The organism is Candidatus Cryosericum terrychapinii (assembly GCF_003570925.1).
GTDB lineage: Bacteria > Caldisericota > Caldisericia > Cryosericales > Cryosericaceae > Cryosericum > Cryosericum terrychapinii.
The window spans coordinates 41,484-58,998 of sequence record NZ_QXIS01000020.1 but is presented as its reverse complement, the minus strand read 5'-3'; the positions used below and the strand labels follow the sequence as shown (position 1 = coordinate 58,998).

Sequence of the window (17,515 nt, the reverse complement as noted above, 5' to 3'; positions counted from 1 at the left end):
TACATGCTGTTCAAGGACGACTCAATCAACGTGGCAGATTCGACGATGGTGTTTGCCATCAAGGCGATCCTCTCGGGTGCTTCCCAGATGGTCGTCCTCGTTTTTGTGCCGGTCTGGCTGATTTTCTCTGGCCGGAGCCTGGGGGTCGACAACCGGTTCCGTCTCATTCTCTATATCGGCATAGCAGCCTACGTAGCCAACTTCGGTTTCCTCGTGTTCTGTCTCACTCGCTTGCAGTGGATCAACGATTACATCAACAGGCTGGTCCTGCGTGGGACGCAGACCCTCACGGTGCGAGGAAGGTTCTGGCAGCGAATTGCGCGTCGTATACAGAAATTCACAAATGATACGCTGCGCGCACGAGAGACAGCCATCAAGGCCAACCGACCAATGCTCGTCGCAGGCCTGGCCTACAGTTTTGTCTCCTGGGGTCTCCTCGTGCTGACGCCGATCATCCTGCTGTACGGTCTTGGCATTACATCGTCGATCACCCAGATTGTTGTGGCAACCCTTATCTACTACATCGCCGTATCCTATTTCCCCACCCCTGGCGCCTCTGTCGGAGCCGAGCTCGGGGCGGTGGCCCTGTTTGCAGCGTTTGTTCCGAATGGTATCCTGGGGGCTTTCATCCTTATCTGGCGTTTTTTCGATCACTATGTCAAGATGGGCGCCGGCGGCATTACGGCCCTCGGCGAATTCATATTGGGCCCAGCTCGTCATCGCAGGCAGCATCGACGGGCGGACAAGGACGCGAGCGCAAAGGAAGGTACGCATAAACCATGAAGAAGAGAGCCATCGTCATTGTTCTGGACAGTGTAGGCATCGGGGAAGCCAAGGACGCATTCATGTACGGGGATGGTGGCTCGGACACGCTTCGCCATATTTACAAGAGCGTGCCGGGTTTTCGCCTCCCTCATCTTGAGGAACTTGGCCTGAAGTACCTGCTTGACCGGCACTTTGACAGTCCCACTGGATCGTTCGGAATCATGGAGGAGAAAGCCAGGGGGAAGGATTCCATAAGCGGTCACTGGGAGATGATGGGGTTGACACTGACCAAACCGTTCCCCACGTATCCCAACGGATTTCCACCTGAGGTCATCAACGCCTTCGAAAAGCGCTTCAACACCAAGGCCTTGGGCAACCGGCCAGAATCCGGGACTACGATCATCGCGGAACTCGGCGAAGAACACATGCGTACCGGCTATCCGATTGTCTACACGTCGGCTGACTCGGTGTTCCAGATCGCCGCGCACAACGACGTCATCCCCCTCGACAAGTTGTATGAAATGTGCGACATCAGCCGGCGAGAGATCCTGCAGGGTGAGAACCTGGTGGGGCGCGTCATTGCGCGTCCGTTCATCGGAACGCCCGGGCACTTCGTGCGAACAGAAGATCGCGAGGACTACGCGGCTCATCCGCTGGGCCCTACGACGCTCACCCAGGTGAGCAAGGCCGGTATGGATGTCATCGGCGTCGGCAAGACCTACGACTTGTTTGCTGGTGAGGGGTTCACGCAACATTTCCACACCCACAACAATGAGGAAGGCATCCAGAAAACGATCGAGCTGATCAAGACCAGCGACTGGGAAGGGTTGCTGTTCACCAACCTGGTCGACTTTGACATGCTCTTCGGCCACCGGCGCAACGTGGCCGGCTATGCCGTCGCGCTGGAGCGCTTCGATGAGGCGGTTCCCGAGTTGCTGAGGTCAATGAAGCATGACGATATCCTGTTCATCTCTGCCGATCATGGCTGCGATCCGACGTTCGCTGCGGATACGGACCATACACGCGAGTACGTGCCCGTTCTCGCATATTCGCCTTCGCGCCGTGGCGGAACATACCTGGGAGTCCGCGAAACATTTGCGGATCTTGGAGCCACAGTGTCGGAGTACCTCGGAGTAGCGCCTGTGGCGGGTTCGAGCTTCCTTGCGGACTTCTCCTAGGCCTGTGCACAGATCCGAGGAATCAGTGACCCAGTGAGCAGCGGAGGCAGTCCAGCCGAATCAGATGCGTGGAAAGAGCTTCTGCGGGGCCTGGTGCGCCTGGAACTCAAGCGTGGCTGTCAGGATGACGCCGCGGTAGGTGGGTTTGCGCGGCTCGCCCTGGTGACCGTGGAAGGCTCTTGCACACGAACACAACCTGCAGCGGAGCATGGCGTATCGAACGAGCTCCGGTCCTTGCTGGTCGATTATCAGTTCCTGTCGAACCGTGCGCGGGCAGACAGGTGTTCCGCGCTTCTTGCCCTTCTGGACGACTCGAAGTCTCCGCCTGCCGGGTCGCCAGTGCCTGCAGGTGCGCCTCCGGCACATGCAACGCCGGTGTCGAAGCCTCCTGTCGATAACATGAAAGCCTTGCTGCAGGTACTCGAAGAACCGGTGTCCACACTATGGGGAGTGGGGCCCCGTGTTCAAGAGATCGTGGGGAAACTCGGTGTGGCCAGCATTGCCGACCTGCTCCAGCAGGCGCCCAAAGGCTACCTCGACCTGCGCTATCCCACGGAGCTGTCGCGCGAGTCGCTTGGGCAGATGGTCCTCATCAAGGCACGTCTGCTGGCGGTTACTGAGATCCGACGAAAGGTTCTACTGGTCAAGGCGACAGCTAGGGATCCGGGCGGGCGTGTGTTTCATCTCGTCTGGTTCAACAACAAGTTCGTGAGGAGCAGGCTTCAGGCTGGACATGACTACGATTTCTACGGGAGACTGGAGAACTCGTTCGAAGGGGCTCAGCTGATGCAGCCGGTGTTCGAGGAGTCGGGAACGCCGCCGGCTCAACTGCATATGAACCGGATCGTACCGCTCTATCACCTCACCTCGGGCATTACTCAGAAGGGACTGCGGGCTCATGTGTGGCGTGCCATAGGCCGGATTCCCTCAGCGACCGCCGAGTATCTGCCACCGGACCTTGCGTCGTATTTCAAGCTGCCTGACCTGGCATGGAGCTACCGCTCTCTGCACTTTCCGACCGATGAACACGAGGCAGAAAAGGCGCGGAGCCGGTTCGCGTTCGATAGCCTGTTTCTCTTTGAACTGAGAGTTCTGATGCGCCGGCATGCCGAACAGGATGTCCCGGGAAACCCATTCGACTTGCCCAAGGGAACGGTCGAGCGCTATGTCGGGGTGCTGCCGTTCGTTCCCACCGCTTCTCAGGCAGCAGCCATGCGAGACATCGAGGGAGACGTGCGCAGACCGAGGCAGATGCACCGGCTGCTCCATGGGGACGTTGGTTCAGGAAAGACGGCGGTGGCCGGGTACGCGGCATACGCGGCCAAGGTGGCCGGATACCAGAGCGCGGTCCTTAGTCCCACTGAGATTCTCGCGGAGCAAACGGGACGTGTCCTCCAGGAGCTGCTTGCTCCTCTCGGGCTGCGAGTTGCTACGCTGACCGGAGGGATGACCAAATCTCAGCGCAAGAGCATCCTGGGCGCAGTCGCGACCGGGGAAGTCGACTGTCTCGTCGGCACGCATGCCATCCTCGAGGAGGGCGTGGCATTCGAGCGTCTCGGCCTGAGCGTGGTCGACGAGCAGCATCGTTTCGGAGTTGCTCAGCGCGTGGCTCTGGGAACGAAGGGCAACGTGCCACACTCACTTGTCATGAGCGCGACCCCGATTCCGAGAACACTGGCTCTGACCATATACGGTGATCTCGACATCTCCGAACTGCTAGAGAGACCTCCGGGGCGGTTTCCGATCCAGACGCATCTCCTGACGGCCGCGACACGCGACAGCGCCTATGCCATGGTGCGTGAACAGGTAGGTCAAGGCAGGCAGGCATTTATCGTGGTGCCCGCCATCGACCCCGCTTCGGACGAGGGTGATGGCACCGCGTCAGTCGAGGAGACGATGCGGGAGCTGAGCGAAGGCAGCCTGAAGGGCCTGCGCGTTGCGTCGTTGCATGGGCGCATGAAGAGCAGCGAGAAAGAGTCTACCATGAATGCCTTCCGGTCGAGGAATCTGGACGCCGTGGTTGCGACGACGGTCGTCGAGGTCGGTATTGATGTGCCGAACGCAAGCGTCATGGTCATCGAGGATGCGGAGAGATTTGGCCTTGCTACGCTCCATCAGCTTCGTGGGAGAGTCGGCCGAGGATCCTCCGTCTCCCATTGCATCCTCATCCAGGGCAACGTGACCGCCGACGGTACCGAACGCCTGCAGGTCCTGGTTAACTCTGACGATGGGTTCCAGATCGCAGAGGAAGACCTGAAACTGCGAGGGCCCGGCGACATCCTTGGGACGGTCCAGCATGGCTATGACGTTCCACTGTTCGGATCGACAGCCCTCCTGAGCTACCGCGATCTTTCCACTCTTCCGGGAATCCGAAAGGCTGCCTCGGAGCTCCTGGAACGCGACCCGGCACTTGGTGCTCCGGAACATGCGGATCTGGTCCGCATGCTGTCTCTCCGGTACCCCGCTTCAAAACCTGGCATGGAGGACAACTGACATGATCATTGGATCAGGCACACTGAAGGGCCGTTCACTCAAGACACTCGGGAAGGAACCATGGCTGCGCCCTACATCCGACAAAGCGCGAGAGGCCGTCATGGACATGCTGCGACCGGTTCTTGCAGGAGCGCGGTTCATCGACGTCTGCAGCGGCACTGGTGCAGTCGGCATAGAAGCGCTCAGCAACGGAGCGGCACATACAACCTTTGTCGATGTGGACAATCGCTCAGTGCGTCTCATCCATGACAACCTGCGAATGCTTGCGCTTCAGGAGCAGGCTTCTGTCGTCAAGGGCGATGCTGATGGATACGTGAGCGGATTGCAGGGAACGGAGTTCGACGTCCTCTTTGCAGACCCGCCCTTTGACTCCGGATTGCAGGAAGGGCTCCTCGTCACCTTGTCCGAACATTTGCGCGACGCAGCAGAGAGCTGTATTATAATCATGGAGCATGCATCAAGGCAACCCGTGCATGAACGGTATGACGGGCCAGCGATAGACTTGGAGAGCTACAAAGAAAGGCGCTACGGAGACGTTAGCATGACATTCTTCCGTGCAACAAGGCACAGAAACGAGGCGGACGGCGGCGGCACCCATGACCAGACAGAATAGAATAGCTCACTTCCTCCGAAGTGCTCGTCATAGCCTCGTTCTCCGGCTCAAACGGTTCAGACGGACCGGTACCCTGGTGTTCGTCCTGGTAGCGCTTCTCTCTGCCGTGTTGTGTGCTCTTCCGTTCATGCCCGTGCACAGAAGTGTGTCTGAAGGCACCGTTGTCGACGCCGACATAGTCTCCAGACGAGACATCGTTTATGTCGATGGTGCCGGAACTGAGGACCTTCGCAAGCGTGCAAGGGACGAAGTCGCTCCTATCTATAAGTTCGACAGCTCGCAGCTGCCGGCGGCGATCACAGCCTTTGAAGACATCATGACAAGGGTCATCAGCATACGCGTGCAGGATGTCACCGTGGACCAGCAGTCTCAGCGGATCGCGGCATTGCTCATGACCTCGGCAAGCGCAACGACGAAGTACCTCGCGACGTGTTCGGAGTCGGAGGTTCAATCGTCGAAGACGGCGGCGCGTCAGGCGCTGACGACAGTCATGGGTCGCGGCGTACTCGAGGGAAGCCTCCCTGCCGCCCGCGAGAGCATCAACACGGAACTCAAAAACTACGGTATCTCCGATAATCAGGTAGGCTCGGCGTACCTCCTGGCTGCCCGTTTCGTGTCTTCGAATCTCATGTACGACCAAGAGGCAACTATGCTTGCCCGTGACAAGGCCGCATCCTCCATATCGCCGGTCGTCTCGACCATCCTCGCCGGCACCCCCGTCGTGAAGAAAGGGAGCGTACTGGACCAGAATACCGTCGATCTGCTCTTGAGTATGGGCCTGGTCTGGGGACCCCGCGCTCGCCGAAACATTGTGTCTCAGATACTGGTCACCTTGCTGGCGTGGGCAATGGTCGCGCTGGCAGTCATGCTCGTGGGTTCAGCGAAAGGCCGGACCGAACATCTGTTGATGGAGACAGGGGTCATCGGCGGCTCCTGCATCGCGATAGGGTGGCTCGCGGGTAGCGTGGCGACCACGATGACCCCGTTCTTTCTCTGCCTACTGCTCGGGTTCGTTTTCTTCGAGGGTGCCCTTGCCACGGTCTTTGGCCTTGCCCTCATGGTCATGACGTGGATCATGGCTCCGATGCGCGTGGAAGTACTCTCGGGGCTCGTCGTGGGGGCCATTTCCGTATTCATCGTCATGCGGAAGGCGAACAAGATGAGCGCCCTTCTCATCGCCGGGCCGATTGCCGGCGTATCAGCCGGTCTTGTCTACGGCGCCCTTGCCGGGCTCACTGAACAGCGGCTATCCGTGATTGCTGCCAACGCTGGATACTTGGTCGCAGGAGGGGTCATTGCAGCTGTGTTTGCATTGGGGTTGACCCTGATTTTCGAGCGACTGTTCAACGTCGCCACGGTCATGAGGCTGCGCGAGCTTTTGGATACGGGAAGCAAGCTTCTGGCGCACCTCTTCGAAAGCGCCCCAGGGACGTACCATCACAGCCTCAACGTGGCCAATCTTGCAGGAGGTGCCGCTCAGCGTATCGGTGCAAACTGGCTGATGGCCCGTGTTGGCGGTTACTACCATGACATCGGCAAACTGCTGCATCCACAGTTTTTCGGCGAAAACCGCGGAGAACTGCCGAACATCCATGAGGATATCTCGCCTGAACTGAGCACCAAGGTGATCCTTGAGCACGTTCAGGCAGGCGTTACGATTGCAGAAAGCAATCACCTGCCGCCCGAGGTGGTTGATATCATTGCCGAGCACCATGGCACGACTGTCGTCCAATTCTTCTACGACAAGGCGTCCGCCGAGCAGACAAACCTCTCGCCTGACACGTTTCGGTACCAGGGGCCCAAGCCACACACGAGGGAGTCCTCCCTCGTCTTCCTGGCCGACGGCGTTGAAGCCGCGGCGCGCTCGCTTGCTAGGGTGGACAAATTAGCTCTGGAAGGGCTCATCGATGCGGTTGTCAACGCTCGCATTGCCGACGGTCAACTTGCCGAGTCACAGCTCACGCTGGGGGAGATTGCCTCCGCCAAGGACTATTTTCTCACGTCCCTCATCTCGTTCTATCATGTTCGCGATGCCTATCTGACGCCCGAGGAGGCAAATGAAAGAACCTGACCTATCTGTACACTGTCGTGTAGAACTGTCGGATCCCGGATGGCAGGTGGACAGCAAGGCTCTGGTGGTGCTTGTCGCCCGCATCGCTCGTCTGATACAGCCGGAAATCATGGCAATTCCTGGCGTTCGGCACGCCGTCGCTATCTCATGCTACTTCGTCCCTGGGTCTCAGATGCGGGAGTTGAACCGTGACCACAGAGGCAGCGACTCGATCACCGACATGCTGTCGTTTCCGCTGGGCTATGCCGCGCCCGGCACGGGCTGGGTGCTAGGGGACATCGTCATCTGTATGGATGCGGTGGAGGGCAAAGCCATCTCCAGTGGGAACGAGCTTGATGACCAGCTCGCCTTCTCGCTCGTTCACTCTCTGCTCCACCTGGTGGGCTTCGACCACACTCTGGAACATGACCGCGCTCTGATGGAGCACCGCGAGGAAGTGGTGTTCGCAACAATAGCGCAGGGGCACTGCTCCCACGTGGCGAGAAGGCCTGCATGACTGGACAGATCGTCGGATTGCTGGTCCTCCTGGTTCTCTCGTTCCTCTTCTCCATGGTGGAATACGGCTACGTAACCATCACACCGATGGCTCTGGACAAGAGCGGAGAATCATCTGCTCTCGCTGATCGGCTGAGAGCTAGAATGGCGGCTAGCCATTCGATGCTCATCACCGTGGTGGTCCTGGGTAACAACATGGCCAATCTTGGGGCGTCCTTTATCTTCGCTCGGGTCGTTCTCACTGTGTTCACGCGTATGAACCCGGACCTGCTTGCGGTGATCTCCACACTCGCCTTGACGGTCGTTGTCGTTATCTTCGCTGAGAGTATCCCGAAATCGATCGGCAAGGCGTTTCCCGAACAGGCCACACGCACCACAGCTGTTGTTCTGTACCCGCTCTACCTGCTGCTCTACCCGGGCGCACGTGCACTTGCGGCGATCTCGGGGGTCTTCACGGGGCCACTGCTGCGGCATGCCAAGCACACCGGCTACCTCAACGATTCCGAGGACTTCCGTTACTTGCTGAAGATGGGGCAGGAGGACGGCGTGATCAACAAAGAGGAAGAGCGACTCATCTACAACATCTTCGACTATACCAGCACGCTGGCGTATGAGATCATGACGCCGTTTGTGGACGTGACAACAGTTGAGAAGGACGCGCCGATCAGTGAGGTAATCAAGGCAATCAACGAAACCGGTCACTCCCGTCTGCCGGTCATGGACGACGACAACGTTGTAGGAGTCGTTTATGCTAAAGATGCGCTCAGAGCCATGGCGGGCGGTGCCGGGCCCAACGTCAAGTCAAGTGGTATCCTCCGCCAGCCATTCTTTGCTCCCGACACCAAGAAGATCAGCAGCCTTCTCCAGGAGATGCAGCGGCAGCGCATCCAGACAGCTGTTCTCTTCGACGAGTATGGTGCCGTTTCAGGCCTCATTACCGTCGAGGACATCCTGGAAGAGGTTTTCGGTGAGATCCAGGACGAGTATGACAAGGAGGCCGCGGAAATCGAGAATGTGGGAGCCGATGCGTACCTCATCAAGGGTTCCGTGTCGACCGACAAGGTTTCGGAGCTCTTTCGGGCAGAGTTGTCGGGTGAAGACTACGATACCGTCGCAGGGCTCATGCTGTCTGAAATCGGACGCCTTCCTCGTGTTGGAGACAGGGTAGAGCGTGCCGGCGTCGTTTTCACAGTGGTGAACGTTGTCGGGAAGAGAATCTCCAGAGTGCGTGCAGAGCGATTGCCCACGGCTCCGCCACACTCTACCGAGGATGAAGAGTGATAGTGGGCGTGTGTCTCATGTGTCGCGTCAAAAGGAGAACAACATGAAAATGGTCGCAGGAAACTGGAAGATGTTCAAGACCGTTGAGGAGGCAAGGGCGTACTTTGTCGAGCTGGCTACCGCCACGCCCCCGCAGGGGGACAAGGTGCGGGTTATCGTCTTCCCCAACTACATCGCATTGGGAGCCTTGGCAACAACCGGTTCGGTCCCGGCCTGGGTACTGCTGGGCGCTCAAGATGTCGCGGCCGAGGTAGAAGGCGCGTTCACTGGAGAAGTGTCGCCGGCCATGATCCGCTCGACAGGGGCGACCCATGTGCTCATAGGACATTCGGAGCGCAGACACATCATCGGTGAGTCAGCCGATCTGCTTCATCGCAAGCTGATCAACTCCCTGCAGGCGTCCCTCATTCCCGTATTGTGTGTTGGAGAAACACTCGAGGAGCGCAATGCGGGGAAGATCGAGGAGGTCGTGTTCGGGCAGCTGGATACCGCCCTCAGTGACGTCCAGCTCTGCGATGGCGCCCAGCTGGTTGTCGCCTATGAGCCGGTATGGGCCATTGGAACGGGGGTGAATGCCACAAATGAGCAAATTGAGGAAGCACACCACCTCATCCGGCAGCACCTCAAGCAGCTTCTCGGAACGGCAATTGGTGGTTCTGTCGCCATTCTGTACGGCGGCAGCGTCAAGCCGGCTAACTTCGCATCCATCGCAGGCCTTCCTTCAGTAGATGGTGGATTGATCGGAGGAGCCAGCCTCAAGCCGTCCGCCTTCGCCGAGCTGATTGCGATAGCAGAGCAGGTGTAGCCCTCTGCCACACGCTGTCCGTGAGGTAAATGAAGAGACCCCTTCCGAAGTACGGTCGGGGTCTCTTCATGTTCCTGCAAACGCAGAGACCCCTTCCGAAGTACGGTCGGGGTCTCTTCATGTTCTTGCAAACGCAGAGACCCCTTCCGAAGTACGGTCGGGGTCTCTTCATTTACCGCGAATGATAAGCCAGGTTCTGTCGTGGTCAGTCATTTATCTAAGCGACATACCCGAAGGCAGGGAGAAGCAGCCCTGTTTGCCTTCCTATTTTGTCTTGCTCCAGTTGGGGTTTGCAATGCGCAGCCCATCGCTGGTCTGCCGGTGGTCTCTTACACCGCCATTTCACCCTTACCCCTTGCGGGGCGGTATATTTTCTGTTGCGCTTTCCTTGGGGTTACCCCCACTCGGGTTTCCCGAGCAACTCGCTTCTTGGAGCCCGGACTTTCCTCAAGCAGGAAAATCTCCTGCCTGCGACTGACTCATTCGCGGTCTTTGATGCCGGCGTATAGGATCTTGCCGCAGATCTCGCAGCGGATAAGCTCTTCAGCATCACCGCTCCTGCCCTCTACATTGCGAAGACTAAACAATGTCTTCTGGGGAAGTCTCACGTGACAGTAGTCACAGGTCGAACTGGCCACTCTTGCGACAGGAGCTCCACTGAACTTCTCCGAAAGGCTTTCGAAAATAAGCTTGGCTTTGAGCGGCAACTTCGCCTTGCGATTTTCGATCTCCTTGCGCAAGGTCGGAAGGGACTTCTTCACCGCTGCTCTCGAGGTTGCGTTCAACTGTGGAATGCTTTCGAGCTCCTTGCGAAGTTTTTCTGCCAGCAATTCCGAGGCTCTGGTCTGATCCTCGACGTCTTGCCGGTCGTGGAAATTCCTCCCCTGCGCATCCTCGACCTTTTCTTTCTCGAGGGTCAGCTTCTTCATCTTCTCCTCGAGTTTCTGGACCTTGTCCTCGGACATTTCTTCTTTCCCGAGCTTGGCTCCGGCCTCGTGAACCTTCGCCGAAAGATCATCCAGCTTCTCACCGATCCTGACCTCATCGGCTCTGAACGTTTCCAGCTGCTCACGTAACCCGGCCAGTTGCTGCTCCGTCTCGTCGATCTTGTGACTCAGCAATGAAGAAAGGTTCGACTCCTCCAGAAGGCGTTCCTTCCGTCGATAGTCCAACTGAAGTTCTTGAAGCTCCCAAAGCTTGTCTATTAGCATGAATACACCTCATCGACAATTATGACATCATGGTGGGCCCACCTGGATTCGAACCAAGAACCAAGTGGTTATGAGCCACCTGCTCTACCGTTGAGCTATGGGCCCCTGCGCTGTGCGCACGTCATGAAAGGGCCTGCGCCAGTGTCATTATAGGAGGGGACGGCCGTGCGTCAACCTTTCGACGCGCACAGATACGCGACAGCATCCTCCCTGGAGTTGATCATACCGTCCAGCTGGAGGCATCGGACCTGGTCGAGAGACAGTCCGACCTGTCGTCCCTCTGGAATGCCAAGGCTCACGACGTCCTCACCTGAGACCAGTGGCGACTCGCCCATGCGTGAAAGGACTGTCATGAGGAAGTTCCGGGCCCCGGAGGTCTCCGTTGTGGAAAGATGGGCCTCCAGGATCGAGAGAATGGGCAAGGGAATCCCCTCGAGCTGCCCGGCTGCAGCGCTCACTTTACATGAACCTTGCTCGAGAAGGCGGCGCAGTGCCCGTTCCTTTCGCTGCCATGACCGGCATGCCGTTGCCAGCCGGTCGCTCAATCCGAAGTCCTTGAGGACCTCCTGCAATTCCCCAGAAGGAATGTTACCGAGCCACACGAGAAGCGGCGCAACCCACGGAGGAGCGTCCAGGCCGTTCGCGGCCGGGTGGAAACCCTGCTCGAGGGCGGACAGGAGTCGGAGTTTCGCAGCCCGCGGCGGAACCAGTGGAAGACCAATGAGTCCGCATCCGAGTTGGCAAAGCGTGTTGATGCATGAGACGCCCCTGCCTCCCGACAGCAGCTCCTTGAACTCGTCCTGCGCACGTTTGTTGCGGCGGACGTTCAGGAGCCCGAGCTTAAGGGCCTCCCTTGCCTTCTCACGGGTGCCGTCCTCGAGGATAAAGCCCAGACGTGTCTGGGCTGCCACGGCACGAAGTATTCGCGCGGGGTCCTCGATGAAGCTGTCGGAATATGTCATCCGGATGGTTCGAGCTTCGAGGTCCTTCAGCCCTCCGGTGGCGTCGACGATGGTGCCGAAATCGCTCTCTGAGAGGGACATGGCAAGAGCATTCACAGTGAAGTCTCTCCTCAGCAGATCCTTCATCAATGATGCAGGGGCGACGGTGGGCAACGAGCCTGGAAAGTCGTAGTACTCGAGGCGAGCAGCAGCAAAATCGTACTCCCGCTCTCGGATACGGACCTTGTGCGTCATGAAGCGTCCATAGGAGACCACGTGGGTGTCGAAGGACGTGGCGACTGCCGCGGCAACGCCCGAGACATCTTTCTCCGTGACGATGTCCAGGTCGTTGGGAGGCCTGCCGAGGAGGACGTCGCGTACTGAGCCACCGACCAGATAGGCGCGGTTTTCCTCGGCATCCCCAATCTGGCCGATTCTGCCCAGTGTTGCTGCCGTGTCGGTTCCGCCTAGGCGATCGAGATCGGAACGCGCGATGACCCGCACGCCTGGTGTACCGACGACGCTCTGTGGATGTGCCGTGCTGTTGAGATAGCGCAGGACGTCGGATCTCGACACCACGCCAAGAAGACGGTCCTGTTCCATGACCAGCAGGAGGCCTGTGTTGTACGTACCGAAGGCCTGTATGAGCTCTTCGACGGTTGCGCTGAGGGGGACGGCTGGAATGCGCGTATTCAGGAAGTAATGCACAGGCTTCTGCTGGAGTCGCATGAGGGAAGTCTTCTCGAGAGCTTTCTTGGACACGACGCCGACAATTCGACCATCACGTTCGACCGGCAACACGGAGAACCCAAGATTCACCATCATGTGCAGGGCTTCTTCGGCAGACAGGTCCTGAGAGACTGTTGCGGGATGGGGCGTCAAGATATCGCGAACGACCTGGTGCCACTGAGTATGCCTCGCGGCTATCGCGGATACAATGTGCTCCTGTGCAGTTTCAGCGGATGTTCCGTCTCGCAGAATGGATGCTGCCGCATGAATCCGACCTGCTCCCCCCAGAGGAGCGAGCAACTCTGCGACGTTGAGCAGGCGATCACTGCGCCCCAGAACGTAGAGTGCCTGGGGAGTCTGGTAGATGAGAAACAACGCTTCTGCCTTGATGATCTGAGCCAGCCGGTGCACGATGACTGAGAGGTTGCCAACGTTCCGCTCTGCATGCACGATGGCAAAAACTATCTGTGCTCCAGCCACTGTCCTGACCTGTGCACTGTTCAGCGCGTTCTCGAGAGCCGTTTGCTGCTCCGGAGCCAGGTAGGTAATGCCATAGCGGGCGACCATGGAAAGACTCGCCCCCGCCTTGAGCAGATAGGCTGCCTGTTCGACGTCGAATGCTGTCGTCTCGGGGAACAACAGCGAGCCCGTATCCTCATAGATGCCAAGTGCAAGAAGTGTGGCCTCGTCCGGGTTCACGGGAACCAGCTGCCCGCGGAGCGCTGCAGTCACAAGCGATGCGGTCGCTCCACACTTCCGGATATGTCCCTCGTCAATATGTGCCAGGCTCGCGGAGTTTGGTTCATGATGGTCATACGCGACCAGCCTCAACCCCGGGAGCGAGAGGACCTGTTTGTACTCACCGAGACGGGCTGCGACAATTGTGTCGGCCAGGATGACTGTCCCAATGTCTTCTTTCAGCAAGACCGGTGCAGGTATGCGTACAAAACGAAAACGTCCCTCATAGAGCCGAAGGAACTCCTCCACGTTTGGCTCGAGGGACCCGGGCAACACTGGGACGGCCCCGGCATACAACCGGGACAGTCCAGCCATCGAGGCTACACAGTCAAAGTCAGCACCTGCATGGCCGAGAATAACCGTTTTCACGAATGCTCGTACGTCACCACACCGTCCGCGCGGCTGATCTTTGCCACGACGGTCTGCCACGGGGCGACGGACGCTTCCCCGACGACGATGGTCCCCAGAATCTCCTGTTCGCACGTGCGTGCGTCGTCGTCTGTGCGTGCGTAAACGGTCGCAATCTGGTGTCCAGCACTCACTGTATCGCCGGTCTTGACGTCCAGCACGAGGCCGACGGCCAGATCGATGGCGTCTTCCTTTGTTCGACGCCCTGCACCGAGGTGCATGGCGGCCAGCCCAATGCCTCTCGCATCGATGCTCGTGACGAATCCACTGCGCGGAGCATAGACCGGCAGCCTGACCGCGGCTTGTGGCAGAACCTCGGGCCGGTCGATGAATGCGGGGTCACCTCGCTGCGCCCTGACGATATCGGCAAAGCGTTGTAGCGCATTCCCGCTCGCGATGGCGTTCAGGGCCATTGTTCGGGCGTCTTCGCGCTTCTGAACGATCCCGCTTTGCATGAGGATCTCGTCGCAGAGTGTAAGAATGACGTCGAGAAGCTTGGCTGGTCCACCCCCCTTGAGGATCTGGACGGCCTCGACGATCTCGAGGGCATTTCCAACGGCGTTGCCCAGCGGCTCATTCATGTCCGTCACATAGGCAACTGTCGTCTTGTCATTGTCCTCTCCTATGCCAACCATGGTCTTCGCCAGTTCGATGGCCTCCGCCTTGCCCGTCATGAAAGCTCCGGAACCCCACTTCACGTCGAGGACGATCACGTCGGCACCAGACGCCAGCTTCTTGCCCATGATGCTGGACGCGATAAGAGGCACAGAGTCCACCGTTGCCGTCACGTCACGGAGGGCGTACAACTTCTTGTCGGCCACGGCTACATCGCCGGTCTGAGCCATGATGGCTCCACCTAGACGGTTGACGATCTCCATGAACGCCAGCGGTGTCAGGTTCACGTCGAAACCCGGAATCGACTCAAGCTTGTCAATTGTCCCGCCGGAGTGGCCAAGGCCCCTTCCAGACATTTTGGGCATCACGGCACCACAGCTTGCGGCAATAGCGATGAGGGGGATGGACACTGTGTCGGCGACACCCCCCGATGAGTGCTTGTCGCACTTCACTCCCTTCAGCGAAGAGAGGTCGATGACATCTCCGCTGGTGCTGACGCAATGCGTGAGCCAGGAGGTCTCATGTGCATTCATCCCTTTGAAATAGATGGCCATGAGCATTGCCGACGTCTGGTAGTCGGGAATGGAGCCACTCACAAGACCATCAATCCACCACGAGATATCTTCTTCCGAGAGTTCGCCGGCGGACTTCTTCTGCTGGATAAGTTCTGCGAAGTTCCTGTTCACCAATCGGCTCCCTCGATGACACCGGTCAGCAACTCTGCCAAGTGTTCATCGGCACGTCGCGCCGTGGCGAGCACCTGGTCATGGCTCAGCTCGGTGACCGTATCGGTCGCAAGGTCGGTAATGACCGAGACGGCGCCAACGCGCATGCCTGCCTGGTTTGCCACAATCACCTCGGGAATCGTGGACATGCCGACCGCATCAGCTCCCAGGATCCGCAGCATTCGAATCTCTGCACGGGTCTCGAACTGAGGCCCGGACAGCGCTGCATAGACGCCGCACGCAATCGGCAGAGAACGACGTTCGCCTACCGATTTGAGCGCTCGGGTGACCGTGGGGTCATACGCAGCGTACATGTTCACGAATTTGGAGCCGAAGACCTCATCTGCGAGACCTCGAAGCGGGCTGTCTGCGGTAAGCAGGTTGAGATGGTCTTCGATGACCATAAGGTCCCCCAGTCGCAGACGATCCGCAATGCCGCCGGCTGCATTCGTGAAGAGGGCGGTACGGACACCCAGAGCTTGGGCAACCCGGACAGGGATGGTCACCGTGGCAGCGTCGTAGCCCTCGTAGTAGTGAAAGCGACCCGCAAAACACAACACTCTGTGCCCACCGATGCTCCCCGCAACAAGCTCGCTGGTATGTCCCTTGACCGTTGACACGGGGAACCCCGGAATCTCGGCGTAGGGAACGATCATCTGCCCATCCATCCGGTCCACGAAGCTCGACAGACCAGATCCGAGGACGACAGTAAACTCGTACGACTGACCGATACGCCATATCAGGCTCTCGACGGCGATGGCCACCTGTTGTCTCAGCTGAGCGCTGTCCATTACTCGACCGACCCCACGACGCCGTAGAAAGCCTGCCCTCCATAGTAAGACTGAATCTCAAGGTCAGGGAATTGCTGGGTCAACGTCGCAACGACCGCGTCGAACGATGCCTCAGCAAAGTCGACGCCCCGGTAAACTGATATCAGAGACTTGTCGTGCCAGGCGATGGGGGACTCGCTGAGGTGCACCAGCGCTCCCTCGACCGACTGTCCAAGGCCCACAAGCTTGTCATCCACGAGCAGCATGCAGTCGCCCTCGTGTACTAACATTCCAGAGACCGTAGCATTCCTGGTTGCACGCGTGACCGCAAAGAAGTCTGTCGCATCAATAGCTTGGTTTGCGACTGCCATATAGTCGTCGTCGGGACCACAGGAAGCCAGCTGGACCAGCGCACTGATAGCCTGCACCGGGTGGCGAGCGTTCAACACTTGCACGTCCTTGTCGATGAGGCCGGCGGCCTGTTGTGCGGCCATGGTGATATTCTTGTTGTTAGGGAAAATGATGAAGGATTTGGCCTTGCACGCCTTGATGGGACCCAGGAAAGCCTCAGTCGGCGGATTCATCGTGTCGCCGCCGCCTACAATGATCTGCGCTCCAAGTTTGCGGAAAATCTCGTCAAATCCAGGTCCCGGAGAAACGACGACGTATGCACGCTGCACGTTGTCGTCAGCGCAGCCCTCCGTCGAAGCGAGTGGCTTTGAGGAAGAACCCGCTCCGGATGCCGGACCGCTGGCATACTCGTTTGCCTGGTATTGCATGTCCTCGATGCGGCCCTCCCGTATCGGGGCGAACTTCATGAGGTATTGGATGGCGTCGTATGGCTCGTTAGTGTGGACATGGATCTTGGTCAGGCCGCCCGCCGAGGCCATGACAAGGCTGTCGCCACGTTCGGTCAGTTTTGCGCGGACTTCGCTTTCCGGCAGCGTGTCGGAAGCCACCAGGATCACAGTGTCATAGCGGTACGTCAGGTCCCGAGGACCGACATGCTCCTCTGGCTCATCCTCCAGCGTCAGTTTCTCCGAGGCAACCGACTCACCCCGGAGGCTCATCAACATACCTTCCAGGAGCGTTACGAGACCCTCGGCCCCGGCATCCACAACATGGGCTTCTGCCAGTGCGGCGAGCTGCCCCGTCGTCTCATTGACCGCTTGTCTTCCTGTCCTGATGACCTCGGCCAGGTAATCTGTGTAGTCTTCCTGGTGCAGCCCGGCCGCACTCTCGGCCATGCGTCTGACAACGGTCAGGATGGTTCCTTCTACAGGCGTGACCACCGCCTTGTATGCTACCTCGGACGCTTTGGTGAGCATCTGCGTGAAATCTGTCGTCGTCAGCAGCGGCTTGCTGTCAGCTGCTGTTGCCATGCCGCGGATAATCTGTGACAGGATGACGCCTGAGTTTCCACGCGCCCCGATAAGGGATCCGGCGGACAACGTCGAGACGAACTCTTTCATGGATTTGGGCTGGCTCTTCTGGACTTCTTCCAGAGCAGTCCGGAGGGTGAGGGACATGTTCGTGCCGGTGTCTCCGTCGGGCACGGGAAAAACGTTCAGGCTGTTGATAAAGGCTTTGCGGGATTCGAGGCTGGCGAGAGCAGCCGTGAACAGCGCCTCAAGCTCACTGTAACCAATTTCCTTCAAGATATCCTCCGGGGGTGCT

At 58.7% G+C, this 17,515-nt stretch carries 13 protein-coding genes, 1 tRNA gene and 1 other RNA gene; 8 read left to right on the top strand and 7 right to left on the bottom strand.

Annotation, left to right across the window (positions count from 1 at the left end):
* The 8 genes from SMC7_RS03680 to tpiA all read left to right on the top strand — a co-directional run.
* Positions 1 to 783: lysylphosphatidylglycerol synthase transmembrane domain-containing protein (locus SMC7_RS03680; RefSeq protein ID WP_133298277.1), on the top strand; the 783-nt coding region annotated here is incomplete at its 5' end.
* Positions 780 to 1,943 (top strand): phosphopentomutase, encoded by a 1,164-nt coding sequence (locus tag SMC7_RS03675; protein ID WP_119089011.1) that lies wholly within the window; start codon positions 780 to 782, stop codon positions 1,941 to 1,943. The genes SMC7_RS03680 and SMC7_RS03675, both read left to right, overlap by 4 nt.
* A gap of 33 nt (positions 1,944 to 1,976) precedes the next feature.
* On the top strand, positions 1,977 to 4,436 hold the full coding sequence (gene recG / locus SMC7_RS03670) for an ATP-dependent DNA helicase RecG (protein WP_165845121.1): 2,460 nt from the start codon (positions 1,977 to 1,979) through the stop codon (positions 4,434 to 4,436).
* A 1-nt stretch (position 4,437) separates the two neighbouring features.
* Positions 4,438 to 5,049, top strand: coding sequence for a 16S rRNA (guanine(966)-N(2))-methyltransferase RsmD (gene rsmD / locus SMC7_RS03665; RefSeq protein ID WP_165845120.1), 612 nt, complete (start codon positions 4,438 to 4,440; stop codon positions 5,047 to 5,049).
* Positions 5,033 to 7,120, top strand: coding sequence for an HD family phosphohydrolase (locus tag SMC7_RS03660; protein WP_119089008.1), 2,088 nt, complete (start codon positions 5,033 to 5,035; stop codon positions 7,118 to 7,120). The genes rsmD and SMC7_RS03660 overlap by 17 nt, the downstream gene beginning before the upstream one ends.
* Complete coding sequence (gene ybeY / locus SMC7_RS03655; RefSeq protein ID WP_119089007.1) at positions 7,107 to 7,616, top strand: rRNA maturation RNase YbeY; 510 nt, start codon at positions 7,107 to 7,109, stop codon at positions 7,614 to 7,616. Before SMC7_RS03660 ends, ybeY begins: the two co-directional genes overlap by 14 nt.
* Positions 7,613 to 8,896 (top strand): hemolysin family protein, encoded by a 1,284-nt coding sequence (locus tag SMC7_RS03650; RefSeq protein WP_119089006.1) that lies wholly within the window; start codon positions 7,613 to 7,615, stop codon positions 8,894 to 8,896. The genes ybeY and SMC7_RS03650 overlap by 4 nt, the downstream gene beginning before the upstream one ends.
* Before the next feature lie 43 nt (positions 8,897 to 8,939).
* Positions 8,940 to 9,701, top strand: coding sequence for a triose-phosphate isomerase (gene tpiA / locus SMC7_RS03645; RefSeq protein WP_165845119.1), 762 nt, complete (start codon positions 8,940 to 8,942; stop codon positions 9,699 to 9,701).
* A 170-nt stretch (positions 9,702 to 9,871) separates the two neighbouring features.
* On the opposite strand, the gene rnpB is transcribed toward tpiA, so the two are convergent.
* The 7 genes from rnpB to SMC7_RS03610 all read right to left on the bottom strand — a co-directional run bounded on the left by rnpB (position 9,872) and on the right by SMC7_RS03610 (position 17,496).
* Positions 9,872 to 10,191: RNase P RNA component class A (gene rnpB, locus SMC7_RS03640), an RNA gene on the bottom strand.
* Complete coding sequence (locus SMC7_RS03635; protein ID WP_119089004.1) at positions 10,181 to 10,912, bottom strand: hypothetical protein; 732 nt, start codon at positions 10,910 to 10,912, stop codon at positions 10,181 to 10,183. The genes rnpB and SMC7_RS03635 overlap by 11 nt, the downstream gene beginning before the upstream one ends.
* 30 nt (positions 10,913 to 10,942) lie before the next feature.
* Positions 10,943 to 11,017: transfer RNA gene (locus SMC7_RS03630), tRNA-Ile, on the bottom strand.
* Between the two features lie 65 nt (positions 11,018 to 11,082).
* Entirely contained in the window at positions 11,083 to 13,689 is a 2,607-nt protein-coding gene (locus SMC7_RS03625; protein WP_165845118.1) for a CBS domain-containing protein, read from the bottom strand.
* Positions 13,686 to 15,029: a thymidine phosphorylase gene (locus tag SMC7_RS03620; protein WP_165845117.1), complete on the bottom strand. Its 1,344-nt coding sequence runs from the start codon at positions 15,027 to 15,029 to the stop codon at positions 13,686 to 13,688. The genes SMC7_RS03625 and SMC7_RS03620 overlap by 4 nt, the downstream gene beginning before the upstream one ends.
* Positions 15,026 to 15,859, bottom strand: coding sequence for a purine-nucleoside phosphorylase (locus SMC7_RS03615; RefSeq protein ID WP_119089002.1), 834 nt, complete (start codon positions 15,857 to 15,859; stop codon positions 15,026 to 15,028). The genes SMC7_RS03620 and SMC7_RS03615 overlap by 4 nt, the downstream gene beginning before the upstream one ends.
* Positions 15,859 to 17,496, bottom strand: coding sequence for a DAK2 domain-containing protein (locus SMC7_RS03610; RefSeq protein ID WP_165845116.1), 1,638 nt, complete (start codon positions 17,494 to 17,496; stop codon positions 15,859 to 15,861). Before SMC7_RS03610 ends, SMC7_RS03615 begins: the two co-directional genes overlap by 1 nt.
* Positions 17,497 to 17,515 lie beyond the last annotated feature (19 nt).

What these genes read in the sequence shown, in the direction of transcription:
- SMC7_RS03675 (WP_119089011.1), top strand. Translation starts at nt 780, where the DNA reads ATGAAGAAGAGAGCCATCGTCATTGTTCTGGACAGTGTAGGCATCGGG.
- rsmD (WP_165845120.1), top strand. Translation starts at nt 4,438, where the DNA reads ATGATCATTGGATCAGGCACACTGAAGGGCCGTTCACTCAAGACACTC.
- SMC7_RS03660 (WP_119089008.1), top strand. Translation starts at nt 5,033, where the DNA reads ATGACCAGACAGAATAGAATAGCTCACTTCCTCCGAAGTGCTCGTCAT.
- ybeY (WP_119089007.1), top strand. Translation starts at nt 7,107, where the DNA reads ATGAAAGAACCTGACCTATCTGTACACTGTCGTGTAGAACTGTCGGAT.
- SMC7_RS03650 (WP_119089006.1), top strand. Translation starts at nt 7,613, where the DNA reads ATGACTGGACAGATCGTCGGATTGCTGGTCCTCCTGGTTCTCTCGTTC.
- tpiA (WP_165845119.1), top strand. Translation starts at nt 8,940, where the DNA reads ATGAAAATGGTCGCAGGAAACTGGAAGATGTTCAAGACCGTTGAGGAG.
- SMC7_RS03635 (WP_119089004.1), bottom strand. Translation starts at nt 10,912, where the DNA reads ATGCTAATAGACAAGCTTTGGGAGCTTCAAGAACTTCAGTTGGACTAT.
- SMC7_RS03615 (WP_119089002.1), bottom strand. Translation starts at nt 15,859, where the DNA reads ATGGACAGCGCTCAGCTGAGACAACAGGTGGCCATCGCCGTCGAGAGC.